The sequence below is a fragment of the Chryseobacterium sp. KCF3-3 genome (genome assembly GCF_045865955.1).
Lineage (GTDB): Bacteria > Bacteroidota > Bacteroidia > Flavobacteriales > Weeksellaceae > Chryseobacterium.
Window position 1 is genome coordinate 4960068 of the sequence record NZ_AP035792.1, and the last position, 26304, is coordinate 4986371.

A 26304-nucleotide genomic window follows, 5' to 3' on the forward strand; every position below is an offset into this window, starting at 1 on the left:
TGAGTTTTATCAATTTTAAAAATGATAATTATATGCTTTAGTTTTATGAAAAGTGTTATTTTATGAACTTTATATTTTCCTCATTCCCTTTCTTCAGGTAAATTGCGGTAAAGACAAGTGGTTTTTCGGCAGAGGCATTATCAAAATGAAGAATTTTCACATTTTTAGGTTCATAAAAAGCATCTCCTTCATGAAGTACTACTTTTTCTTTCCCTTCGATCTGGAAAACAGCTTCACCGGAATTGATGATTCCCAAAACAGGACAGGGATGCAGATGTTCAGGAGCTCCTTGTCCGGCAGCCATTGTTATTTCCTGAATCTCTGTAGATTTCACTTTCTGATCAAGAGCTGTTTTTAATAACTCTTTTCTGGAGATGGTCTTCTGCTGAGCATTCATGAGAACAGCATTCAGCATCAAAATAACGATTATAAATGGCTTCATTGATTGGATGTTTATTTTTATGACTTATTCTAATTCAATCAGCATAAATTTTACAAACTTATATTCAATTTTCCTTGTCCAAATTCGCCTGTACTTTCAAAAAACGACCCGCCATACACATACCATTCAAGGCTTTCAAGAAATTCTACTGCATTTTCCGGGGTGATTTGAGGACGATCTTTTTTCGAAACAATTCCTTTGTACCATCTTCCTGATTTGGAAAAGCTTTCATATTCCACAAAATAATGAATCCATATTCTCTGGCACAACTTGCACTGTTGAATCGTTACTTCTCCATATCTTCCGTTGGTATGATCAATTCCTAATGCCGAGCTTCTATATTCTGTATAACTGGAGTTCGGTTTCTCACAGGCGCATCCTAATTTTTGGATTTTATTCATGAATGAAAAAATTGGTTTTCAGATAAAATTTATAACTCCAAAAGTAAGAAATTAACACCCTACAAAACAAATAGGGCTATGAAGGTTTGATCAAATCCAGTAGAACTTTTTCGTATTTATCCATAATAATATTCTTAGAGAACCTTGATTTAATAGAGTTTTTTATGGCATCTCTGTTATAGTTATTCTGAAGAACATTCACAATCTGTTGGGCAAAGCCATCATAGTTTTCAATATTGGCAACTTCACCGTTTACATTGTGCTGGATGATTTCATTGATTCCACCGGGACAGTTATTGGCTAAAGAATAAGTTCCGCAGGCTCCTGCTTCCAGAAGAACGTTGGGAAAACCTTCGTATCGTGAAGAAAGCACAAATAAATCTGCATATTTCAGGTATTGATAAGGATTGTCCTGTCTGCCATGGAAAATCACTTTTTTTAATCCTAAAAGCTCTTTTGTCTGAAGCAGAACATCTTTGTCTTTTCCATCTCCTAAAATATGAAGCATAATATTTTCATTCTTCAGCCTTGAAAAAACTTTCAGCAGGTTATCAAACCCTTTTCTGGAAGACAGATTTCCAATGGCCACTACATTTTTATAATTGTATTTGAAACATTCCGGTTTTAAAGAAATAGACATTTTATCTTCAATAAAGTCAAAGTCTACAGGATTATTGATCTTGACAATTTTTTTCTTTTTAATATTAAAATTATCCACAAGATCTTTCATCATATCATCACTCTGCGCAATGATTCTCTGATAGTTATTGTAAAAATTATAGAAAAACTTAATCTCTTTGCGGGTTACATGCTGAGTCACCACATTGGTTTCCCTTGCAATGAATTTTGTTCTTGGAAAAAGTCTTATAAATAATGATAAATAAGCATTGACTTCACCAAAACCGGAGAATACAATATCAGGTTTTCTTCTATAGATTTCTCCTAAAATAGGTTTTAAAGAATGTCTTATTCTTTCGGTATTGATATCGATAATTTCGACATCTTTTTTCAGAAAATTCAAATATCCGCCCTGTTTACGTAACAGCAAAATCTTAGGCTCAAACCGATCTCTGGAAAGATGATTCGCTATTGTGGTAACAATCCTTTCTGCGCCCCCGGTTTCTAAGTCCGGCAGAATAAATATGACAGATATTTTTTTCATCTTATCAAAGTTACTAAAAAGTTTGGTTAAAAGTCAAATATCGGAAGGGTGAAGATTACTGTTTTGATGGTAATTAACAGAAATTAACTAAGCTTTAAAATCTGATTTGATTTTACTATTCATCGTTGACGTAACACGCTATAAAAATAAAGTAAGCCTTTCTGATGAAAAGCTTACTTTATTTAATTAATATCCTAAAAAACATTGTTTTTTTTAATTCGCTACGTCACTAATGAATTTAATTCTCAACATTCTTACTTCTTCATCAGACAGTTCATCCCCGAATTCATCCAGCAATACTTTCATACTGTCACTTTCAGATTCGTTCATGAATTCCATGAATCCGTCTACAATGTCTTCATCAAAATTATCTTCAATATAATAGTCGATATTCAGCTTTGTTCCCTGATAAACAATCCTTTCCATTTCTTTCAGAAGTTCATCCATAGAAAGGTTTTTAGCTCTTGCTATATCTTCAAGGTCAATCTTTTTATCAGTGCTCTGGATGATGAAAACTTTATGGCTGGATTTATTGGCCACCTGCTTCAATACCATATCCTGAGTACGTTCGATGTTGTTATCTTCTACGTATGTTTTGATGTAATCTGCGAATTCTTTACCGTATTTTTTGGCTTTTCCTTCACCTACACCATAGATTTTGGTGATCTCATCTACACTTATTGGATATTGAACCGTCATATCCTCCAAACTTGGATCCATAAATACTGTGTATGGTGGAATACCGTGTTTTTTGGCTACTTTTTTTCTCAATTCTTTCAACAGATTGAAAAGGTTCTGATCCAGTCCTCCTCCAGCCTGCTGCTGTACCTGATCACTCTCAGCTTTTGCCTGAGTAAGATCAAATTCACGGTCTTCAGCAATTAAAAAGATGTCTTTAGATTTACCATTCAGGACACTTTTCCCTTTCTCTGTAATTTTTAAAACCCCGTAGGTTTCAATATCTTTCTGTAAAAAATTCTGAACAGTCGCCTGTCTCAAAATTGTTTTCCAGTAATTATCTTTTTCGTCTTTTCCAAAACCAAAGTGAGAACTTTGCTCCAATTTATAAGATTTCGTTACTGCATTTTCTTTTCCTACGATAACCGAAATCAGGTCTTTAGATTTGAATTTTTCTCCTGTATCATTAATCAACGCCAATGACTTTTCGAGATCTGTCGTAGCATCTTTTAATTTTGGAGGATTGGATGAATTGTCGCACATTTTAGCTCCGTCTCCGTTTACCGGATCGAAACTTTCCCCAAAATAGTATAGAATATATTGTCTTCTGCTCATGGAAGTTTCAGCATAGCCTACCACTTCATTCAAAAGCTGTAATCCTATTTCTCTTTCTGAAACAGGTTTCTGAGCCAGGAATTTCTCCAGTTTTTCAATGTCTTTCGGGTCATAGAATGCCAGACAATGGCCTTCACCTCCGTCTCTTCCTGCTCTTCCGGTTTCCTGATAGTAGCTTTCCAATGATTTTGGGAAGTCGTAATGAATTACAAATCGGACATCCGGTTTATCAATTCCCATCCCGAAGGCAATGGTGGCCACAATTACATCCACTTCTTCCATCAGGAATTTATCCTGATTGGCTACTCTCACTTTTTGGTCAAGACCGGCATGATAAGGAAGCGCATTGATTCCATTCACCTGCAGAAGCTGGGCAAATTCTTCAACTTTTCTACGGCTCAGGCAGTAAACAATTCCTGATTTTCCTTTATGTTGGTTAATAAACTTAACGATTTCCTTATCTACGTTGATTTTAGGACATACTTCATAATATAGATTAGGACGGTTGAAACTTTCTTTAAACACCAATGCATTGGTCATTCCTAAAGTTTTCTGGATATCATCCTGAACCTTAGGAGTAGCAGTAGCCGTTAAAGCAATCACCGGTACATTGGCGATTTTGTCAATAATCTGTTTCAGATTCCTGTATTCCGGTCTGAAATCATGTCCCCACTCTGAAATACAGTGGGCCTCGTCGATAGCAAAGAAAGAAATTTTCACTTCTTTCAAAAAATCCAGGTAATCATCTTTAATTAATGATTCAGGAGCTACATACAGAAGTTTGGTTTTGCCGCTTTTGATATCGTCAAAAACCTGCTTGGTCTGCGTTTTGTTTAATGATGAATTCAGTACATGTGCTACTCCATCATCTGATGAAAGACCGTTCACCGCATCTACCTGATTTTTCATCAACGCTATTAAGGGCGAAACTACTATTGCTGTTCCTTCCGAAATAAGTGCCGGAAGCTGATAACATAATGATTTTCCGCCACCTGTAGGCATTAAAACAAATATATCCTTCCCATTCAATAGGTTGTCTATAATTTGTTCCTGCTGGCCCTTAAATGTAGAAAACCCAAAATACTTTTTCAATTCGCCTGATAAATTGGCTTTTTTTGCGCTCATCTAATTTTCTATTGCTAAATTTGCATCTCACCCAAAGTTATAAAAATTCTGCTTAAAATAAAAGCGAACGAATTTATAAAAAATAAAATTTATATTAAATATTCTTTTTAAAATATAACGTTTTTTATAAACTTTTTTGTATACCTTATCATCGTAAAATGGATAGAACCAACATTATATCAATTGCAAAAAGCACTTTAGAAATAGAAATTTCTGAACTAGAAAAATTAAAAAACAGAATTGATGACCAATTTGCACAGGCTGTAGAGATCATTCACTCAGCAAAAGGGAAGCTCATCGTAGTAGGAATAGGAAAATCTGCCCATGTGGGTAACAAAATTGTTGCTACGTTAAATTCTACGGGTACACCTTCTCAGTTTTTACATGCTTCAGAAGCTATTCATGGGGATCTTGGAGTCATTCAGAAGCAGGATGTTGTTTTATGCATCTCCAACTCCGGAAATTCTCCTGAAATTGCTAATCTGGTTCCTTATTTAAAAGATTATTCTTCGGCTTTGATCGGAATGACGGGAAATAAATCCAGTAAACTGGCTGAATTTTCAGAAGTTATTCTGGATACTCATGTGGACGTTGAAGCTTGTCCGAATAAACTGGCACCTACAAGTTCTACAACGATACAAATGGCGTTGGGAGATGCTTTAGCTGTTGCTTTAATGGAACTGAACGATTTTAAAGCTAATGATTTTGCCAAATTTCATCCTGGAGGAAGTCTAGGAAAGAATCTTACTTCTAAAGTAGAACAGTTTCTTTCTTCCCAAAAGCCTCAGGTAACAGAAGATTCTTCCATAAGAGATGTCATCATTTCCATCAGTGCTTCAAGCCATGGAATCACTGTAGTAACCAATGAAGACCAGATTATTGGCGTTATCACAGACGGAGATTTGAGAAGAATGCTGATGAAAGGAGAAGATATCAGTAAGGTATCGGCTAAAGACATTATGTCTGCCCGTCCGAGAACAATTGAAAAGGAAGCTCTGGCTAAAGAAGCCATGAAAGTTCTGAAAGAAAATAATATCGGCCAGCTTGTAGTAACGGAAAACGGCAAGTATTTCGGAATTATAGACCTGCATAAACTGCTGGACGAAGGGATTAACTAGAAGATAGAAATTCAGAAGTTAGAGGTTAATAAATAAAAGAAAATTTGCGGATTAAAAGTAAAATTTAACTAATAACCTGCAGACTCTTACTTCTGTCATTTTTTTTATAAATTTGCGCTTTAAAAATTGTATTCTGTGAGTGATGGTAAAGACATGTCCTTCCTTGGGCATATAGGAGAATTAAGAGGGCATCTGATCCGTTCGATTATTGCTATCATAATTGCGGCTTTTGTGGTTGGTTTTAATATCAACTGGATTATGGACCATATATTTTTTGGGCCTACCAGAAATGATTTCCCGACTTTCAGAGTTGTTAATCATTTTTCAAGAATGATTTTAGGAGAAGACAGTATTCATCTTCCAAAGGACTTCCCTGTTCGTGTACAGAGATTGTATCAGCAGTTCAATGTAATGATGGCTGTTTCAATTTTTGGTGGAATGGTAGCTGCATTTCCTTATATTGTTTGGGAGCTATGGCGTTTTATTGGCCCTGCTTTACATCCGAGAGAAAGAAAAAATTCTATTTATATTATTAATGCGGTATGGATTCTTTTTATGACCGGAGTATTATGTGGTTATTTCCTGATTCTTCCGTTTGCCGTTAATTTCGGGGTCATTTTTAAAATCTCAGACATTATCGTTCCGCTTTATGATTTAAGTGATTATACCACTTTATTTTTACAGGTGGTTTTGGGTATGGGTGTTATTTTCCTTTTCCCGATTTTGATCTACTTCCTTACCAGCATTGGAATTCTTACGCCTACATTTATGAAGACCTACCGTCGTCATGCTATTGTTCTGATTATGGTAGTGGCTGCAATTATTACTCCGGCGGATGTTCTAAGTATGCTGATGGCCGCATTCCCGCTGCTTATCTTATATGAATTCAGTATTATGATGTGTACCTTCACTTATAAAAAAGTACAGAAAAGCAACGGAAATCTTCCGGCAGTACAGAAATAAAAGTATTTTTTACTAATAAAAGCCTAAGTGCTACTATTCAATTGAATAGTAGCACTTTTTTTATTAAAAAAAATCAACCTTAATTATATCTATTCTTAATATAATTAAAAACAACGATAAAATTCAACTAAAATTATAAAGTTGGGAGTAATTAACAATGTATCACTAACTAAAGATTTAAAAAAATAAACTATCTTTAAAAACTTTAATAACAATCAATAAAAAAATATGAAAAAGAAAATTATTTTCGTCTGTGCATTGGCTTTAAGTCTAAGTGGTTTGCAGGCACAACGCTGGGAACCTGTCTCGGAAAAAGTTACGCCAGTAAGAAAAGAAGTAAAAGTAGAATATGCCTACAAATTTGATCTTTCTGCATTAAGAGATCAACTAAAGAATGCTCCTGAAGCAGGAAAAGGAGGAAACGCTGTAATTATTTCCCTTCCTACAGCAGATGGAAGAATTGAAAGGTTTTCAGTGTACAGTTCGCCGGTAGTAGAAAAATCTATGGCAGACAGATATGAATTGGGAGCATATGCAGGTATCGGGCTGGATAATCCACATAAACAAATCCGATTCAGTACAGCACCAAACGATTTTCAGTCTATGACATTCAATACTGATACAGGAAAATACGAATTCATAGAACCCATCAATAAAGAAAAGGATGTATATGGAGTCTTTTTCAAATCTAATAAATCTCATGAAGATCCTTTCGAATGTAGAACTTCTGAACCTGAGAAGGTAAAGAAAGAAATGAATAAACTGCTTAAAACAAAAAATGTTTTAAAGGGTTTAGGAAATGCTAACAAAAGTAATGAACAAAAATACAGAACCTACAGAATTGCGATCTCTGTAAATGGTGAATATACGCAACTTGCCGGAGGTGTTCCTGCAGCAGCAGCCCGTATTAACGCTACCATGAACCGTGTGAATGGTGTTTTTGAAAAAGATTTTGGAATCCATATGATTGTACAGGATCTTCCCCAACTTATATTTGCAGATCCCGCTACTGACCCTTATTCAAATGTAATCGCTAATTCAAACGGAACCTATAGCGCTCCCGGAGCATGGAACCTTCAGCTTCAGCAAACGCTTACCAATACTGCCGGTGTAGGTAACGCAGCATATGATATAGGACATTTCTTTGGTCACAGAGGTGGTGGTGGAAGTGCCGGAGATGTAGGAAATGTCTGCAGAAACCCTGCAAATAACAATGATGCAACTTCTAAAGGAGCGGGAATTACTTCACCTTCTACTCCGGATCAGCCTTTTGGAGACAATTATGATATCGATTTTGTAGCGCATGAGATTGGCCACCAGTTCGGTGCAGCACATACCATGTCTATTGCATTGCACGGTGCCCATATGGAGCCGGGATCAGGATCTTCAATTATGGGATATGCCGGTATTACCAACTATAATGTTCAGATGCATTCTGATGCTTATTTTCATACTAAAAATATTGAAGAAGTAGGTACCTATGTTAATGCTCAGGACTGTGGAATTATTACGAATGTAGCCAATACTCCTCCTTCTATTCAGCCAATGGCTAATAAAATGATCCCTAAAGGAACAGCTTTTGTGTTAACAGCTTCTGCAACAGATACACAAAATGATCCTATGACTTATACCTGGGAACAATATGATCTGGCTACATCTGCTTTTGGCCCCGTAAGTGCAACCAGAAATAATGGAGCGAATTTCAGATCTCTAATGCCTACAACCTCGCCTACCCGTTATTTCCCTAAATTCACCAATGTTCTTAACGGTACTCTTACCAGTGCAGTAGATTGGGAAACTGTATCCAATATCCCGAGAACAATGAATTTCAAGGTAACGGTAAGAGATAACAATCCGGATGCTGCGCAACAGCAAACTCAGAGCAGTCTGATGAAAGTGGATATAGGAAATGAAGGACCTTTCAAAGTAACTTCAACTACCGTTTATAATAATACACCTGGAGCTGTTACCTGGGATGTGGTAAACACCAATAATGCTCCGTATAATGTACAAAATGTTAAAATAGATTATACTACAGACAACGGAACTACATGGACCGTTATTAGTCCATCTACAGCTAATGACGGATCTGAGCCGTTTTCTTTCTCTTCTTTGGCAACTGGTGCCAGTCTGAAAATTAGAGTAAGTGCTATTGATAATGTATTCTACGCTGTTGGAAATGCTACCGTATCCGCATCTGCGAGTGCTTGTACAACATCTGCTCCGACAGGTATTACAGTAACCGGTATTACAAGAACTTCTGCGTCTGTAAACTGGACCGCATTAGTAGGAGCAACATACTCTGTAATGTATAGAAAAGTAGGAACAGCAACATGGACTACAGTACCTGTTTCAACAAATGCTTATAACATTTCAGGGCTTACTGAAGCCACTCAATATGAAGTACAGGTAGCTAATGTTTGTAGCGCTTCTGTTGGTACTTATTCTGCATCAACGAATTTTACCACTTCATCATTTGCTAAATGTTCAATAACCGGAACAAATGCTGCTGATGAGTATATTTCCAATGTTACAGTAACTGGTTCCGGAATGAGCCCTGTTTCAAACAGCAGCAGTAATACTCCTTACACAGACTATACTACAGATCCTTCAAAACTGATTACCCTTATGTCCGGATCTACTGGAAATAATGTAAGTATAACCAAAGGATGGACAGGTGCTCAGTATAATGACGGAGTAACAGCATGGATAGACTTTAACAAAGACGGAGTATTCTCTTCTTCTGAAGTAATCTACACCAGCGCAGCTAGTACCATATCACCTGTTTCCGGAACATTCTCCGTACCGGCAGATGCTTATACCGGAGGAAACGTAATTATGAGAGTTGTATTAGGATATGAAAGCCAGCCAAGTAGCGGATGCAGCAACCAGCAATATGGTGAAGTTGAGGATTATCCGGTACTGATTCAGCAGCAGCTTTCCACGAGTGAGACGGTGAAAGACAAAAACTCAATTCAGATCTACCCTAACCCGGCAAGTGATGTATTGAATGTAACTCAGATTTCATCTAAAGCTCAGTATATTATTACAAATATGGCTGGTCAAAAAGTAATGAATGGCCAGATTAATGATAATAAAATCTCTGTATCCAACCTAAGTACAGGAGCTTATATTATTTCAATTGAAGATAAAGGAACTACTTCAAATCTGAAATTCATCAAAAAATAAAACCTAATAAGTTTTTACAGCCCGGCAATGACCGGGCTTTTTTTATGCCTTCTTAAAATCTGTATTTAATTTGATTTCCGGCATGGGCCTATTAATTTAATTTTATACTTTTGAAAAGATTTAATATAAGTTTAAATGAAAAAATTGTCATATACACTCTTATTTGCATCAGGGCTGGTTTTCGGACAGTTCTTTGAGAAAGATAAGGTTTTCACCAAACAGGATACTTTAAAAGGTTCTAATACTGAATTCAGAAATTTTTGGGATGTCAAAAAATATGATCTTTCTGTAGAACCTGATTTTGAACAGAAAAGTATTAAAGGAAATAATAAAATCAGTTTTGAGATCATCAAAGATGTTACCAATCCTGTTTTCCAGATTGACCTTCAACAACCAATGAAAGCGGATAAGGTGGAAGGAAATTTCCCTATTGCCAATTATAAGCAGGATGGAGACTTTATTTTCATTACAACGAATAAGAAGTTCAAAAAAGGTGAAAAATATACAATAAACGTTACCTATTCCGGAAAACCTACCATAGCTAAAAATGCTCCCTGGGATGGCGGATGGGTTTTCACTAAAGATGAAAAAGGAAATCCATGGATGACTGCTGCTGACGAAGGAATAGGAGCTTCCATCTGGCTTCCGACCAAAGATATCTGGAGCGATGAACCTGATAACGGGATCATTATGAAAATTGTAACACCTAATGATCTGGTAGGTGTAGGGAACGGCAGACTCACTGATAAAAAAACAACCGGCACTAAAACTACTTATACCTGGGAGGTTAAAAATCCTATAAATGCCTACTCCATTATCCCGAGTATAGGAAAATATGTAAATTTCAAAGATACATTTGAGGGTGAAAAAGGAAAACTAGACCTGGATTACTGGGTAATTGACTATAATCTGGACAAGGCAAAGAAACAGTTTGAGCAAGTAAAACCTATGCTATCAGCTTTTGAATACTGGTTTGGTCCGTACCCGTTTTATGAAGATTCATACAAACTTGTAGAATCACCTCACCTTGGCATGGAGCATCAGAGCAATGTAGCCTATGGAAATAAATACCAGAACGGCTATCTCGGAAGAGATCTTTCAGGGACGGGAGTTGGGCTAAACTGGGATTTCATTATTATCCATGAAAGCGGCCACGAATGGTTCGCCAATAATATTACCGCAAAAGACCAGGCTGATATGTGGATCCATGAAAGTTTCACCAACTACTCCGAGACTCTTTTCACGGAAAAATATATGGACAAAAAATCTTCTGAAATCTATGTTCAGGGGATCAGAAAATTGATAGACAATGACATTCCTATTATTGGCCATTACGGTGTAAGAAATGAAGGCAGCGGAGATATGTACCCGAAAGGAGCCAACATGCTTCACACGATAAGACAAGTTATCAATAATGATGAAAAATTCAGACAGATTTTAAGAGGTTTGAATAAAGACTTTTATCATCAGACTGTTACCACTCAGCAGATAGAAGATTATATCTCCTCAAAATCAGGAATCGATTTTTCAACAGTTTTTGATCAGTATCTGAGAACCATAAAAATACCAACCCTTGAGTATGCTCAAAATGGTGATACTTTAAAGTTCCGTTATACAGATGTGGTAAAGAACCTGAAATTACCTATCATCATCAATGGCGATCAAACCATAAATCCAACGGAAGAATGGCAGACTGTAAAGCTTAAAAAGAGCACTCCTGTTGAGCTAAATACGAACTATTATATCAATTATAAGGAAACTAAATAAAGAAAAAGGCAAATCCGCACATCAGCAGATTTGCCTTTTTGCTTTTTGCTATTAAAATTTTAAGAAAAGTTTAATACTTTCTTCGTAACAAACTCAGAAAAAAAGCAACTATTTAACTATTAATTCAAACCTAATGAGAAAAACAGTACTTAGCCTTGGTATTTTTGCTGCTTTTTTAGCAAATGCTCAGTCTATAAAAACCACCATTGACCTTGTCAATGTAAAAGATGATAAAGTAGCCGTTACCATGGAATTTCCGAAAATGAAATCGGGGGATATTAAATTTCATTTCCCAAAAACGGTTCCAGGTACTTATTCTGTAGACGACTATGGAAGATTCATCGAAGGAATCAAATTTTACGATAATAAAGGAAAAGAACTTACTTATACTAAAGTAAATGACAATACCTATTCATTGAAAAATGCTCAGGCACTTTCCAAAATTTCATATCTAGTGAATGACAGTTTTGATGATGAATTAGATACATCAAAGCATAAAGCCGTATTTTCTCCTTCAGGAACTGATATTGAAGAAGGAAAAGTATACATGATCAATACCCACGGATTCATAGGATATATTGAGAATATGCAGGATGTTCCTTATCAGCTTGTCGTTCAGAAACCAACTGATTTCTATGGAACCACAGCATTGGTAGATCAGGATAAATCTGAATCTACAGATACCTATACTCTTGCCAATTATGCTAAGGTGACAGATTCTCCATTAATGTATACAAAACCGGATTATATTACCTTCAATGCCGGAGGAATGGATCTTGTATTGGGTGTATATTCTCCGACAGGAAAATATAAAGCAGCAGATTTCAAAGACAATCTTGAGAAAATGGTTGTTGCCCAAAAGAAGTTCCTGGGTGATATGAACACCAATAAGAAGTATGCTATCATGCTCTATCTTTCCGGTGGTGACGGGCCTAAAATAAAAGGTTTCGGAGCATTGGAACACCATGAATCTACAAGTGTAGTGCTTCCGGAAGGAATGCCGAAAGATGCTATTGACAATACCATTACAGATGTAGTTTCCCACGAATTTTTCCATACTGTAAACCCTCTGAAGACCCACTCTGAAGAAATTCACTATTTCGATTATGCAGATCCGAAAATGTCTCAGCATTTATGGATGTATGAAGGCGGGACAGAATATTTTGCCAACTTATTCCAGATTCAGGAAGGTTTGATTAATAAAGATCAGTTCCTTGAAAGAATCGGTGAAAAAATTGCCAACTCCAAGAGCTATGATGATACAATGCCATTTACAGTAATGAGTAAAAATGTATTGGTAGAGCCTTACAAAGATCAGTACAGAAACGTATATGAGAAAGGAGCGCTTTTAGCAATGTGTCTAGATATCGAGCTTAGAAAATTGTCCAACGGAGAAATGGGATATCGTGATATGATCAGAAAACTGTCTCAGAGATTTGGTGAAAACAAACCTTTCAAAGATGATAAACTGATTGACGAACTGGTAACGGTAACCGGATATCCTCAGGTAAAAGATTTCTATAACAAATATATTGCAGGAAACCAGCCAACACCTTATGCACAATATCTGAGCATGGTAGGGGTGGATATTAAAAAGCAGGAAAGCCACCCTCTTTTCTGGTTTATCAAAGACCCGAACCAGACTGGTTTTGATGAAAAGACCAATGCTTTTGCTTTTGACGATCATTCAGCACTATCTCCATTTGCAAAAAGTATCGGATTTAAAATCACTGACCAGGTACTTGCTTTAGACGGAAGAACAGTAGACATCAAAAAAGTACAGGATTTTATTGGTTATACCAGAACCATTAAAGAAGGACAGGAAGTTACGGTAACTATTTTAAGAGATAATGCCGGGAAGAAAGAGAAAATGACATTGAAAGGAAAGGCTATTCTGGATAAAATGACCATGGAAACCCCTACATTTAAGGCGAATCCAACTCCGGAAGAACTGAAACTACAGACCCAGTGGCTTACTGGTAAAAAATAAAGATAAAAGCGGGGAAATTTTCCCCGCTTTTTATTTTCTTACTCAGATAACTTTATTCTTGAATATTCAAACCTAACAGGTTTTGAAAACCTGTTAGGTTTATTGTTTGTAAAAGAAATTTGCCGTTAAAGATTTTCCTCCTTTCTGATTGTTATCCTGAAAGTACTTCCCTTTCCTACTTCAGTCTGGGAAATCTTGATATCTCCATTGTGATATTCATGAATTACCCTTCTTGCCAATGACAATCCCAATCCCCACCCTCTTTTTTTGGTAGAATAGCCAGGATTAAAAGCATTTCTTGCCTGTTGTTTTGTCATCCCGCTACCGTTGTCTTTTACTTCAACGAGAATATTTTTATTTCTTTCAAAAACAGACATGGTGATTGCCCCTTCTCCTTTCATCGCATCCACAGCATTTTTTACAAGATTTTCAATCACCCAGCTTATTAGAATTTTATTGTGAGGAACCAAAACGATATATGTTGGAAGATTAAGTGTAAAATTGATTTTCCTTGAAATTCTTGTTTTCAAATAGTCATAATTCTCCTGAATGGTTTCATTGAAATTTCTGTCGTTCAGCTCAGGAATAGAACCAATTTTTGAGAATCTCTCTGAAATTGTTCTCAGCCTTTCAATATCTTTTTCAATTTCATGTACTCCGTCTGAATCCGGATTATCCAGCTTCATAATTTCTATCCAGCCGATCATGGATGACAGAGGAGTTCCAATCTGATGCGCTGTTTCCTTAGCCAAACCTGCCCAAAGATAGCCTTCATCTGTTTTTTTTATCGTTCTGAAAAACCAGAAAGAAAAACCAAAATACAGTAAAATAAACAGTCCTAAAATATAGGGTGAATATCGAAGATTATTAAGCAGACGTGAATTATCATAATACACAAACTGATTATTGCCATCCGGCACTTTGATCTCAATAGGGTCATAATTTTTCTCCATATTCCGGATCAAATCCTGCAATTTCTCAGGATCCTTAATCGTACTTTCAGGAATATTTCTGTAGTATCCGAGATCAAGGATTGGATTTTTGAACTTATCTGTTACAATAAACGGAATGGTATTGTTGATATTCAGGATATCTGGCAACAAATCCAGAACGTCTGTGTCTGGAGTTTTCACTTCCTGCTGTATTCTAATTGCTTTGGAAAGAAGACTAATCCTTTTGATCTCCTCTTTTCTGAGAAAATTAATAAGCGATGTTGAGGCTACTACAATAGCAATTACCAAAGTAGTCATCACAACAAAAATGATCCAGTTATTCAGTCTGGTGAGTATGGATTTTCTCAAAGTATTTTATTTTAAAACATTCAGGATTTTCTGCAGCTCTGTATTTCCACTTCCCTGATAATTGTTGATGATAATCGAAAATACATATTTTTTCCCATCTTTTGCAGTGTGATATCCTGCGAAGGACTTGGTATCTCTCATCGTCCCGCTTTTCATCTTCATTCCATTATCCTGAACCGGGAATCCGTCGTAATAAGCCTCAAACCATGATTGTTTTTTAGCATATAAAAGAGCCTGAACTTCTGCTTTTGCCGCTACATAATTCTGTGGAGAAAGTCCGCTTCCATCAGCAAAATTGATCATATTAGGATTAATTCCTTTCGATTTCCAGAATTCTTTCAGATAAGAAACGCCGCTTTTGAAGCTTGAATTTCCTTTTTTCTCTTTTCCTAATGTTTTAATCAAAATCTCTCCGTAAAGATTGATACTTTTTCTTAAAAACCAATAGACAATTTTATCTAAAGTTGGAGATTGATAAGTCAGGAGAATATTATTTTTAGGAGCTGCTAAAGCCGTTTTCCCTTCTATTTCAAGTTCTGAATTCGTTACTGCTTTTCCTGAAAGTTCAATTCCTGATTCCTTCAGCCATTGTTTTACTTCTGTGGCTAATTGGAGTGGCGGATTAGGAGTAGAACCGGAAACGGTAACAGTTTTTCCCGCCGGAAGCATTCCATTAATCAAAGCAACATCAGAATGAGGAGCAGTAAAAATCAGACTTTGATCTGAGTTTCCTCCTGCTTTAAGGTCATTGAGCCACTTTACGCCTTCCAGCGGATAAGAAAAGCTTTTAAAATCAGTTCCGTTGATATTGATATCAAACTGATTTTCTTTCCAGTTGATTCCCCAGACTCCGGCTCCATAGTAATTACCCAGATCATCCCAAGGCCAGCCTCCCGGAATCGTCTGATGATCAAAATAAGAATCATCAATCACCAGATCTCCTGAGATTTTTGTTATTCCTGAGTTTTTAATGGCATCAATCAGTTTCTTTTTAAAATTTTCGGGTTTATAGGCATCGTACCTCCAGCTTCCTAATGTAGGATCGCCATTGGAGCTGATGAAAAGATTTCCGTTCAGTGTTCCTCCGGAGATGTTTCCGGAATAGCTTGAAGTAGTAGTGAAAGTATAATTTTTCCCTAAAGTTTCCAATGCAGCTCCTGCCGTGAAAATCTTTTGTGTAGAAGCAGTAGAAAGCCCCTTATTTCCTTGATATTCATATATAAAATTGCCGTTTTCATCTGAAACATAAAATGATAAACTAGAAGAAACCGCCCCAGAAGAATCCATAAGATCCTTTGTTACTTTATCTAATTTTTGGGCTATATTCTGTGCAGCAACTATCTGTACAGAAAGGATGAGAACAGCAAGTGTTTTTTTCATTGCATTGTTGTTTGGATCTAAGCAAGCAGGTATCAAATACAGTTTGCAAGACTATTAATGCTTGCCGATGGCTGAACCTTTTGCTCTATTTAATTCTAATCAAATATAGTTAAAATAAAAGCTTTTTATACTCAATGAGGTCATCGGAAGTGAAAAGAATCTGATGGTCAGGAGATTTTTCAAATGAACGATCATTTTTGAAATATTTCTCATAATCATCTTCATCTATGAAAATATCCATCTGACATTCTTTGATATAGTTTGATTTCACCCCATAATCCTGAACAAAATATCCGGAATCATTCCAGGTTTCATTATGGCAACGTAAACAGCTTTTTCGGTAAACCGCTTTATGACCACATACTTCACAATCCTGTAAGTTTTGAAACAATACTGAGATCTCATGCTGGCTTTCTTCCGAAAAAAGGGAAAGAGGAATTGTTTTCAGAAGCAGATAATAATTCGGTTCCTGCCATGAAAAATACACCGACTCCGTTTTATTTATAAAAAGCCATAGTCTTTGAAAGTCATATTCTACCTCAGCTTTAACAATATTTTTAATATTCAGAACAGTCTCATTGTTTCTTTTGACATTCTGTTTGTCATCAATTTCAATAACGGGTTGCTGCTCCAGAAAGTGATTCAGGCATAATGTGGTCTGCCATGAACCAATTGTTCTCAGTTTACCTTCTTCTCCACAGATCTCACACGTCCTGACAGACAGTTCTGAATATTTACTTTTGATCTTTTTAAGTTTGTCGTTGAGCGTTTCATCTTCAGAATAGGTGTAGCATCTCAATTCTCCAAACTTTTCCTTTCCAAAGACACGATGTTCCATATTCCAGCCTGCAACAGCAAATTCATACAGCAATTTCCGGATAAGATCACTCCATCCGGTACTGTTCACTGAAAAATTAGTCAGATTACGCTCTATGAAAAGGTTTATTTCTTCTTTGTTCATTAAAGACTACTTCCTGCTTCTATTTCGTAAGGTTCTTTCCCTTTTTCAAAAATCCTTGTCAGTTCACTTCCTTCCACTGTTATTGATTCTCCTGTTCTTCTAATCCAGTTTCCTTCTCTAAGCCCTACCACTTTGATATCATTTTGAGTAAGAAACTCCTGAATACGGGTTTCTCTGGTTTCTCCGTTATGTTTCAAATCCGGATTTGGATCAAGATAGTGTGGATTGATATTAAAAGGAACCAATCCCATACAGTCAAAACTTGGCGGATATACAATCGGCATATCATTCGTCGTTTTCATATTCTGACCTCCGATATTACTTCCTGCGCTGCATCCAAGATAAGCTTTTCCTTCATATACATTTTCTTTCAGGACAGACATCAATCCTTCTTCGTGTAATGTTTTAACCAATAAAAAAGTATTTCCTCCTCCGGTAAAGAAACCTTTTGCCTGATGAATGGCTTCTTTTTTATCTTCAAATTCATGAAGCCCTTTTACTTTTATATGGATGGTTTCAAAAAAAGAGCGTGCTTTAGCCGTATAGTCATCATGGGAAATTCCGCCTGGTCTTGCGAAAGGGATAAACACAATTTCGTCAATTCCTTTATAGAGTTGGATTAATTCTTCTCTTAAGTATTCCAGATATTCCCCACCAAAAAGGGTGGATGTTGAAGCTAATATAATGTTCATATGGCGAAATTATAGGTATTAATAAAAAATGAATTACAAAGATAGCTTCAAAGATGAACGAATCAAAAATTAAACTAAAAAAAACACGAATCCCGTTAATATTTTCTAAAAAAACTTAAAGCCTCTAAAATTTTAGATTTTGTGGAATTATTATTGAATTTTAGATTTTCGAATTTAAAATATAAGATTATGAAAATGAGTAAAATTAATAGTAGAAGCCTATTTTTAGGATTAATACTAGCAGGAAGTGTAAGTCTTGTAAATGCACAAACGACTCAGCCGGAAACTTCGGCATCAACGAGTCAAACCACTAATCCAACTATTGAGGGTCTTAAAAAACAGATCGCAGCCAATCCAAAAGATGCAGAATCATTAGCAAAACTGGCTAATGCTTATCAGGAAGCTTCAGACTGGCCCAATGCCATTGATACATGGAAGAAAATATCTGTTTTATTACCGGACTGGGCTCCGTCTTATTACAGCCAGGCTTATGCCTATCAGTCTGCAAAAGATGATGCCAATGCAAAAATTGCTTACGAAAAGTATATTGCAACAGTAAAACCTGAAGAAGTAGAGCAAAATAAGAAGAATCTGGCATACGCTTATTTCTATCTTGCCTTTACAGAACAGCAAACTGATCCTAATAAAGCAAAAGAACACATTGCAAAATCTATACAGTATGACCCTACTAACGAGGATGCTGTAAAGCTTAGCAAAACATTAAATTCTTAGTAAATAAAAAAGACCGGAAAATTTTTCCGGTCTTTTTGTTTTTAATTATAAATGATGAAATGTTCAGGTTTTATTTAAATTAAACGCAAAGATTAAGTACCTGCTGTTAAATTTTGAGGAAGCTAAGGATGGAATCAATTTCATTGATTCTTTCTAAGCATATGTATATCATAAAACTTCATCAGCGACATTGTCGCTTTCTTAGCACACTTAGGAATAAGAGAATTTAAGCTAATCTTTGCGTTAAATTTAAAATATATTTTTTGTGCAGAGTTACTCTTTTTTAATTCCAGATTTCCTGCATTATTTGAAACTTTGTCTTGCTATGATCCTACTCAATCATCTTTCCGAAAAAATCTGTTTCACCATGCAGATGTCTGATAATTTTATCAATATTTCTCTGAATACTGGCTTCGGTTTTTAAATTATTGATATACCGGATCAGCTCATGTCTTCTTGAAGGAATCAGGTTTTCAAAATTTGCTGTTGCCACAGCACTTTCTTTAATTGCTTTTTCTAATTGCGGATGGATAGAAATACTTCTGTCAGAATCATCATATTCCAGAACAACTTCAATAACTTCTCCTATTCTTTTTGGGGAGTTTTTCAGCATTATCAGGTTCACATACAGCCTCCATTCTCCCAGATATTTCATCAGGTTTTGCTTAAATTCTTTCCCATTCACAGTTCCTTTTACAGCAATGGGACTTTTATTTCTTCCGGATTTTTCAAAAACCATATTCAGAATCTCTTCCGGAACAAATACGAAAGGATTAATTCCTATGATTTCCAATGTGGCTGTAAAAGTGCTGCTTTTCATGAATAATATGCTGGGTGTTAGATGCTAGATGCTAGATGCTAGATGCTAGATGCTAGATGCTAGATGCTAGATGCAAAATTAACTATTTGGTTTAAATCAACATATTTTTTTCTCATCCTTTATACCGCACCCACTCTCTCACCCTCAAACTCTCAAACTCTCCAACTCTATCACGCGTATACCCAAAATCCCGAATCTCGTAACTCGAAACCCCGAACCCCGTAACTCAAAATTCATACCTCAGAACCCAATTAATTCCCTATCTTTGTATCAATAAATCTATTTATCAAAATGAAATTTTTTATTGACACAGCTAATTTAGAGCAAATCAAGGAAGCAAGAGATCTTGGGATCTTAGATGGTGTAACTACCAATCCTTCATTAATGGCAAAAGAAGGAATTCAGGGAGCTGAAGCGATCAAAAACCATTATAAAACGATCTGCGAACTTGTAGACGGAGATATTTCTGCGGAAGTTCTTTCTACAACGTATGAAGAAATGATTAAAGAAGGAGACGAGTTGGCTGCTATTCACCCTAATATCGTTGTAAAGATTCCAATGATTAAAGACGGAATCAAAGCTTTAAAATATTTTTCTGATAAAGGAATCAAAACTAACTGTACATTAATCTTCTCTGCAGGGCAGGCACTTTTGGCTGCAAAAGCAGGAGCTACTTATGTATCTCCATTCTTAGGAAGATTGGATGATATTTCTACAGACGGTCTTAACCTTATTCAGGAAATCAGATTGATTTTCGATAATTATATGTTTGAAACTGAAATTTTAGCAGCTTCTATCCGTCACTCAATGCACATCATCGACTGTGCTAAAATCGGAGCTGATGTGATTACATCTCCACTGCCTCCGATCTTGAGCTTATTGAAGCACCCATTAACAGACAGCGGATTGGCTCAGTTTATTGCAGATTCTCAGAAATTAGCATAATCACTGCCTTTTATTCAGATATAAAAAATCCCGGAACACTATCCGGGATTTTATTTTTTAATGGGTGTTTTATTTTTTTTCTTCTGTTATATTTTTAACCACCTTACACGGATTTCCTACTGCCACTACATTATCCGGAATATCTTTTATGACAACACTTCCTGCCCCAATCACAGAATTATTTCCGATAGAAACACCCGGAAGTACAACTACATTGCCACCCAGCCATACATTATCTCCTACTTTAATAGGATGTGCATATTCAAGACCTTCGTTTCTTTGTTTAGCATCAAGCGGATGGCCTGCTGTATAAAAACTGCAGTTTGGACCGATAAAAACATTATCACCAAACTCTACTTTAGCACAATCTAAAATAACAAGGTTATGATTGGCATAGAAGTTCTCCCCTGCTTTTATATTGTATCCGTAATCACACCAGAAATTGGGCTCTATACAGATATTTTCTTTTATATTTCCAAGTATTCTCCTGAGCAGTTCATATCTTCTTTCTGCATCTGAGTTTTTCAATCCGTTATATTCCTGGCACAGATCTTTGCAGGCAATACGCTCCTGAATCAGTTCTTTATCATAATTGGCATTGTATAAAAATCCGGCTGCACATTTTTCCTTTTCTGTCATGAGATATAATTTTTTGCTTATTGCTTATTGCTTATTGCTTATTGCTTATTGCTTATTGCTTATGAAAGATAAGAAATATGTTCTAAAAAATAAAAACAGGATGACAAATATGCCATCCTGCAGATATTAGAAAATATATAATTTTAATTCACCAGATCCGGTTCTATCGGATTATTGTTCTTTTTCGATGATTTTTTAGCAGATTCTTCTATCTTCTTGAAAACATCATTCATATTAATCTCTTTTCCATCTGCCCCTTTCATTATCACTCTTGTCTGTGTTCTGTTACCATCCGCATTTACAGTAGTCATATTATTACTACTCATTAATTGTTTAAGGCTTTTAGCTGGATCATTATAATAATCTTTCTGGGCTTTCAGAAATTTGTCTTTATTCACTTCTATGATATTTCCCTTCAATAAAGAAGATACGTCAAAGTTGTCTTCATTATTTTCCTGAATAGTTTTATTTCCTACCAAAGTCATAATATGAGATCCTGTTTCATCTTCTATTTTTACAATAAGTCCTGGTAATCCACAAAATTTGTACGGCCCATCCTGAAAAGGGATCTCAGTAGTAAACCATGCAATCCACTTTCTTGCTCCAAATTCAGTAGTTGCTTTTTGCACATTATATTCACCAATTTTCTTTTTATCTGAAAGAATTTTCCACATTGGTTTCTGATCCTCTCTTATCTTATATTGGTCCATTCCAAGATTTCTTATAAGATATGTTTTATAACCAGGATATTGCTTTGCTATTTTATAATTATTATTTCCTCCCATCATAAACACTCCTCCACTCTTACGTTCTTGGCTAATAACTTTGCCATCGGGGTGTAGATTTTCTGCTTCACCTACATGTTGTTTTCCAACCATACTTTTTAGAGAGTCTGTAAGCTCCCTCTCCTTACTCTTATAATAAACAGACCCAATTTTGTCTATATCCAGTACCATCAGATCTCTTTGAATTTTTGTTTTTTCTGTAGAATCCGGAATAGATTTATATTCATAATAAAATCTGTTGATTTGTGCATGAGCAAATACACTTAGTAAAAGTAAAAATAAAAAATTTTTTCTCATTATCTATGTTTTTAAATTTATCTCTAGGAAAGCTTTGTCATTTTACAACTGACAAAGCTTTTTTTTGGAACTTTATTTCTTTGTCTCAATTCTTACTTCTCCCTGTCTAACATCTCCTTTTTTCTGAGTATTGACATTTACTTTGGAAATATTTTTTGTATCTAATGAATTGATATCATCCTTAGAAACCTCTCTCCCGTCAATATAATATTTATATTTTGCATCATCATTACTGTCGATTCTAAAATTTTTCACCCCGTTCATGGCAATATTTCCATTGCCATCTTTTTTGATGAAATCAGCGTTCATTACAATAACGTCAGGTGAGCCTTTAGTTACTTTAATAAAACCACCATCTATAAAGCTGAATGATCTTTTTTCTGCTTCTGCACGGGCTCTTTCAACTTCTCTTCTGATTCTCTCCCCATCAATCCTTATTTTCTCTCCTTCCACTCTGGCTTTTTCTCCATTGATAAAGAATATAGCCGCTTCAGCTCTAGCTTTGTCACCTTCTAACCTGGCTTTTGCTGCTTCCACTCTGGCTTTTGCTGTTTCTTTCATAGCATTTTTAGCTTCAGCCATTGCATTGCGTACTTCTTCTTTTTCTTTAGGGCTAAGGTCTTTATAGTAGACTGTATTACTGTTTTTAAAATAAACTACTTTCGGGGCTTTGGGCTCTTTAGGTTCTTTAGGCGGTGTAGGAGGAACAAACTGTTTTACTGCTCTTGCAGCCGCTTTTTCTGCTTTTTTTGCCGCTCTTTCTATTTTTCGAAGCTCTTTTTTACTAAGAGGTTCCATATTTTCGAGCTCCTTCATCTGATTCTTCCATTCAACAGAATTGAAATACTTATCAACTTCCACTTTTGAAGCAATTTCTCCTATTTCTGAAGCCATATTGCTTATTTCTTCTATTTTATCGCTGAAGAGATCACTTTCGGGATCCAAACCTTCCAGCTCTTTCTCTTTTTCTTTTATTTTCTTTTCAAGCCCTGAAATTTTTGTGTGGTCTTCAGGCGATACGGTTTTCAGTTCTGCAATTTTTTCCTGACCTGATTTTTCAGGTCTTATCGTATCTTTCTTGATTTCTGAAACTACTTTTTTTATAGAAAGGTTTGTTTCTTCAATTTCTCTGTTCTTCGCATTTACCAGATAAGCAAAAGCGATAGAGAATACAACCGGCAGGGCAAAAATTCTTCGCGCATATCCGAATTTGGTTTTTGGTTTTTGTAACATCTTAAGTCTTTTTTTAAGGTTTGAACTTAGAAACGGACTGGTAACAGGCAACTGTGTTCCGGAAAAGTGGCTTGCTAAAAGCATCTGCGCAAATGCTTTGGTGTCCGATTGTTTTACGGCTTTTTTATCAGCCAGATATTCATGGATTAGATTAATTTCTCTTTTAATGAGATGAAAGAACGGATTGAACCAGAAAACAGAGGTAATAATCTCGATAAAGATCTTATCAAAGGAATGTTTCTGCTCAATATGTACCATTTCATGCTTTAAAATCTGTTTTCCGATATCAGAATGCAGTGTAATTGTATTCTTCCAGAACAGGTTTTTAAAATAAGAAAATGGAGCTTCGGTAAGGTCTGTACGGTAAAAATTGATCCCGTCAAAACTTTCTTTCTGAAACTGTTTTTTAAACTGCTGGATTTTGAAAATCCCATAGATAAGTTTCCCTAAAAAATAGAGAGAAACCAGTCCCAGAGCTGAAAAAATAATGTTAAAATAAAGGTTACCATTGTCTATGTTTTTTTGTGTGTTAAAATTCTGAATCTTATCAAGAAGCACGTATATATCACTATTTACCTCTATCGTAAAATCGTCTACTCTGATGAGTGGCAGCAGCAGTGATATCACAATTGCGGCCAACAGATAAAATCTGTTATAATGATGGAATGTCTTGTCTTTTAAAGACAACTGGTAATACAAAAATGTTACACCCGAACATAAAATTGTTTTCCCGAAGTATAAAAGTATTGTTTCCATAGGTACTAGTCTTTCTTTTTGAGTTCATCCAATAGCATCTCAAGATCTTCTACAGTCATTTCATTTTTTTCTACCAGAAACGAAACGGCACTTTTGTAGGAGCCTTTAAAATAGTTTTTCACAAGGCTCTTCATTGTTTTCCCGGAGTACTGTTCTTTTGAAACCAGCGGAAAGTACTCATGCTGTCTTCCGTATACATGATAGTCTACAAATTCTTTATCCTTCAATACTTTTAAAATAGTAGAAACAGTATTCGTATGTGGTTTTGGTTCCGGGAAAAGATCAAGCACATCCTTCAGGAAGCCTTTTTCTAATTTCCATAAATACTGCATTACCTGTTCTTCTGCTTTTGTTAGAGTCTGAATTTTCATATCCTGTTCATTTATCAATTAAAGTGATATACAATCATATTATCCTATATCACTAATAAATTAGTTATACAAATGTAGAAATAAAAATGAATCAAACAACTATTTTTTTAGTGATAAAACGTTTTAAATACTAATCGTTTGAAAATCAACACAATAAAAATAGTTAAAATTTATTAAATTTTTAATGAATGGGAATATTTGCTGTTTATTTTGTAGAAAATCATTTAATAGTATTACTTTTTTACACTAAACAGGTCCGGTTGCTCAAAGATTTTCAACTCTTTTAGTAGCAATCCTTGTCAAGGTTTTAAACCTTGACAAGGGTCAATATATAAAAAATGAAAGACTAAAAAAATTCATAATCACAAATGTCAGATTCAAAGTAAAATTTGTCCGATTGATCAGATTTTCAGAAAAACATACCTCAAAAAGTTCTGAAATTTGAATAAAAACAAAGAGATATGAATCGTTTTTTGAAAAAATTAAAAACAAAAAATATCCTGGTAATAGTACTGGTTGTCTTTATTGGAATTCAGTTTTACAGACCTGAAATTGTACAAAAGCCTATAACTGGTGAGATTCATGTGCCCAGTGATGTAAGAGCGATCCTGCAGCGTTCGTGTTTCGATTGTCATTCTAATCAGACAGATCTGAAGTGGTTTGATCAGATTGCTCCTGCTTACTGGCTGGTAGAAAATCATATTAAAAAAGGAAAACAAGGACTCAATTTTTCTGAATGGGATAAACTGGCTCCTCCTGCACAAAATGCCAAACTTTGGGAAGCTTTTAATCAGATTAACCTGAAAGCAATGCCTCTAAAAAGCTACAAATTACTTCATCCCGAAGCAAAACTTTCTGAAAATGATATCCGCATCCTGAAAAACTATGTGACTTCTCTTGCTCCCAAGCAAAAACCTGACACTGCAAAGGTTTCTACTTATAACAAACAGCTTCAGCAAGTCAGTAAAATGCATACTAATGCATCTAAACCATCATTCCCTACTGCACTGAATGGGATCAGCTATATTCCTGATTATAAAAACTGGAAACCGATAAGTTCTACAGAAAGATTTGATAATGGTACAATGCGTATCATATTCGGAAATGATATTGCTGTAAAAGCGGCAAAAGAGCATAAAACCAATCCATGGCCGGACGGAACCATATTTGCGAAAGTAGCATGGGATCAGATAATAGATAGTGACGGGAATGTCACTACCGGAGCCTTTAAACAGGTGGAATATATGATTAAGGATTCCAAAAAATTCGCCTCTACAAAAGGATGGGGATGGGCAAGATTTTTATCTCCCAAACTTGACCCCTATGGAAAGACAGCAGATTTCGGCAACGAGTGCATCAGCTGCCATCGTCCTATGAAAGACAATGATTTTGTATTTACCTCTCCTATAAACCATTAAGTGATGAAGAATCTGACTGTTTATTTAATAATGTGCGTATTTATTGTGAGCTGCAATTCCAAAAAACAATACGAACCCGTGAATGAAAATGCGTCCCTTCCTGAAAGCTTTGATTTTAATGCTATGAACTTAAAGGTGGTAACCTCTTCGATCAATCATAAAAAACAGACGATGATGACGCTCTACGGCACTGATTCAGCAATTGATGATTTGAAGGATAATGCTGGAAAAGTCAATGGTAAAGAAAGAATACTGGCATTGGTTATCTGGTCGCAGAAGGATGATCCTTATTGGTATGGAGCTAAAATCCCCAATAATCTTCTGTCTGTAGAAGTTATCAAAAGTAAACTGCCTTTCTCCGAAAACTCAGAAATTCTGTATCAAAAATATGAAGGGAAAGAACTTAAGAAAGTGAAGGCAGATGGGGCAAACAGAGTTTCTACAATTCTAAGTATGAAACCTTCAATCATGCCTTAACATAGGATTTTAAAATCACATATAAAAAAATAATATTCATTAAAAAC

Annotated in this window: 22 protein-coding genes; 9 read left to right on the forward strand and 13 right to left on the reverse strand. The window is 35.6% G+C overall.

Annotated features, from left to right (window positions below; genetic code table 11):
- Nucleotides 1-55 precede the first annotated feature (55 nt).
- The 4 genes from ACKTTZ_RS22145 to recQ all read right to left on the reverse strand — a co-directional run bounded on the left by ACKTTZ_RS22145 (nt 56) and on the right by recQ (nt 4423).
- Complete coding sequence (locus tag ACKTTZ_RS22145) at nt 56-442, reverse strand: cupin domain-containing protein (protein WP_081906437.1); 387 nt, start codon at nt 440-442, stop codon at nt 56-58.
- 50 nt (nt 443-492) lie between these two features.
- Nucleotides 493-843, reverse strand: a complete 351-nt coding sequence (locus ACKTTZ_RS22150) for a hypothetical protein (protein ID WP_034695575.1) — start codon at nt 841-843, stop codon at nt 493-495.
- Between the two features lie 76 nt (nt 844-919).
- Nucleotides 920-2005, reverse strand: a complete 1086-nt coding sequence (locus ACKTTZ_RS22155; RefSeq protein ID WP_034695577.1) for a glycosyltransferase — start codon at nt 2003-2005, stop codon at nt 920-922.
- Between the two features lie 213 nt (nt 2006-2218).
- Nucleotides 2219-4423 carry a DNA helicase RecQ gene (recQ, locus tag ACKTTZ_RS22160; RefSeq protein ID WP_034695580.1) on the reverse strand — a complete coding sequence of 735 codons (2205 nt, stop codon included), beginning with the start codon at nt 4421-4423 and terminating at the stop codon, nt 2219-2221.
- Nucleotides 4424-4581: 158 nt separating this feature from the next.
- On the opposite strand from recQ, the gene ACKTTZ_RS22165 reads away from it, so the two are divergent.
- The 5 genes from ACKTTZ_RS22165 to ACKTTZ_RS22185 all read left to right on the forward strand — a co-directional run bounded on the left by ACKTTZ_RS22165 (nt 4582) and on the right by ACKTTZ_RS22185 (nt 13450).
- Entirely contained in the window at nt 4582-5541 is a 960-nt protein-coding gene (locus ACKTTZ_RS22165) for a KpsF/GutQ family sugar-phosphate isomerase (protein WP_034695582.1), read from the forward strand.
- 135 nt (nt 5542-5676) lie between these two features.
- Nucleotides 5677-6504 carry a twin-arginine translocase subunit TatC gene (gene tatC, locus ACKTTZ_RS22170; protein WP_183037386.1) on the forward strand — a complete coding sequence of 276 codons (828 nt, stop codon included), beginning with the start codon at nt 5677-5679 and terminating at the stop codon, nt 6502-6504.
- Nucleotides 6505-6732: 228 nt separating this feature from the next.
- Nucleotides 6733-9693, forward strand: coding sequence for a reprolysin-like metallopeptidase (locus tag ACKTTZ_RS22175; RefSeq protein WP_034695585.1), 2961 nt, complete (start codon nt 6733-6735; stop codon nt 9691-9693).
- 135 nt (nt 9694-9828) lie between these two features.
- Nucleotides 9829-11460 (forward strand): M1 family metallopeptidase, encoded by a 1632-nt coding sequence (locus ACKTTZ_RS22180; RefSeq protein ID WP_407846628.1) that lies wholly within the window; start codon nt 9829-9831, stop codon nt 11458-11460.
- A gap of 133 nt (nt 11461-11593) precedes the next feature.
- On the forward strand, nt 11594-13450 hold the full coding sequence (locus ACKTTZ_RS22185; RefSeq protein ID WP_407846629.1) for a PDZ domain-containing protein: 1857 nt from the start codon (nt 11594-11596) through the stop codon (nt 13448-13450).
- Nucleotides 13451-13575: 125 nt separating this feature from the next.
- Here ACKTTZ_RS22185 and ACKTTZ_RS22190 read toward each other — a convergent pair whose 3' ends face one another.
- From ACKTTZ_RS22190 to pepE, 4 genes are all read right to left on the reverse strand, one after another.
- Nucleotides 13576-14751 carry a HAMP domain-containing sensor histidine kinase gene (locus tag ACKTTZ_RS22190; protein WP_034695590.1) on the reverse strand — a complete coding sequence of 392 codons (1176 nt, stop codon included), beginning with the start codon at nt 14749-14751 and terminating at the stop codon, nt 13576-13578.
- 6 nt (nt 14752-14757) lie between these two features.
- Nucleotides 14758-16131 carry a D-alanyl-D-alanine carboxypeptidase/D-alanyl-D-alanine-endopeptidase gene (gene dacB / locus ACKTTZ_RS22195; protein WP_407846630.1) on the reverse strand — a complete coding sequence of 458 codons (1374 nt, stop codon included), beginning with the start codon at nt 16129-16131 and terminating at the stop codon, nt 14758-14760.
- A gap of 109 nt (nt 16132-16240) precedes the next feature.
- Nucleotides 16241-17092: a hypothetical protein gene (locus ACKTTZ_RS22200; protein WP_407846631.1), complete on the reverse strand. Its 852-nt coding sequence runs from the start codon at nt 17090-17092 to the stop codon at nt 16241-16243.
- Entirely contained in the window at nt 17092-17784 is a 693-nt protein-coding gene (gene pepE / locus ACKTTZ_RS22205) for a dipeptidase PepE (RefSeq protein WP_407846632.1), read from the reverse strand. Before pepE ends, ACKTTZ_RS22200 begins: the two co-directional genes overlap by 1 nt.
- Nucleotides 17785-17973: 189 nt before the next feature.
- Between pepE and ACKTTZ_RS22210 the strand changes: the two genes are divergently transcribed.
- Nucleotides 17974-18516, forward strand: coding sequence for a tetratricopeptide repeat protein (locus tag ACKTTZ_RS22210; protein WP_034695599.1), 543 nt, complete (start codon nt 17974-17976; stop codon nt 18514-18516).
- 331 nt (nt 18517-18847) lie between these two features.
- Here the strand turns inward: ACKTTZ_RS22210 and ACKTTZ_RS22215 are convergent, their stop codons facing one another.
- A complete protein-coding gene (locus ACKTTZ_RS22215) occupies nt 18848-19336 on the reverse strand; it encodes a YdeI/OmpD-associated family protein (RefSeq protein ID WP_407846633.1) in 489 nt (162 codons plus the stop codon).
- A gap of 291 nt (nt 19337-19627) precedes the next feature.
- On the opposite strand from ACKTTZ_RS22215, the gene fsa reads away from it, so the two are divergent.
- On the forward strand, nt 19628-20281 hold the full coding sequence (fsa, locus tag ACKTTZ_RS22220) for a fructose-6-phosphate aldolase (protein ID WP_047374243.1): 654 nt from the start codon (nt 19628-19630) through the stop codon (nt 20279-20281).
- A gap of 69 nt (nt 20282-20350) precedes the next feature.
- Here the strand turns inward: fsa and ACKTTZ_RS22225 are convergent, their stop codons facing one another.
- The 4 genes from ACKTTZ_RS22225 to ACKTTZ_RS22240 form a co-directional block, all read right to left on the reverse strand.
- Nucleotides 20351-20920 (reverse strand): sugar O-acetyltransferase, encoded by a 570-nt coding sequence (locus ACKTTZ_RS22225; protein ID WP_407846634.1) that lies wholly within the window; start codon nt 20918-20920, stop codon nt 20351-20353.
- 143 nt (nt 20921-21063) lie between these two features.
- Nucleotides 21064-22002: a GLPGLI family protein gene (locus ACKTTZ_RS22230; protein WP_407846635.1), complete on the reverse strand. Its 939-nt coding sequence runs from the start codon at nt 22000-22002 to the stop codon at nt 21064-21066.
- 72 nt (nt 22003-22074) lie between these two features.
- Complete coding sequence (locus ACKTTZ_RS22235; RefSeq protein ID WP_407846636.1) at nt 22075-23991, reverse strand: M56 family metallopeptidase; 1917 nt, start codon at nt 23989-23991, stop codon at nt 22075-22077.
- Between the two features lie 5 nt (nt 23992-23996).
- Nucleotides 23997-24362: a BlaI/MecI/CopY family transcriptional regulator gene (locus tag ACKTTZ_RS22240; protein ID WP_034695620.1), complete on the reverse strand. Its 366-nt coding sequence runs from the start codon at nt 24360-24362 to the stop codon at nt 23997-23999.
- 461 nt (nt 24363-24823) lie between these two features.
- On the opposite strand from ACKTTZ_RS22240, the gene ACKTTZ_RS22245 reads away from it, so the two are divergent.
- Together ACKTTZ_RS22245 and ACKTTZ_RS22250 are read left to right on the forward strand one after the other, a co-directional pair.
- Entirely contained in the window at nt 24824-25780 is a 957-nt protein-coding gene (locus tag ACKTTZ_RS22245) for a heme-binding domain-containing protein (RefSeq protein WP_407846637.1), read from the forward strand.
- Nucleotides 25781-25783: 3 nt separating this feature from the next.
- Complete coding sequence (locus tag ACKTTZ_RS22250; protein WP_407846638.1) at nt 25784-26257, forward strand: hypothetical protein; 474 nt, start codon at nt 25784-25786, stop codon at nt 26255-26257.
- The last annotated feature ends 47 nt before the right edge of the window (nt 26258-26304 follow it).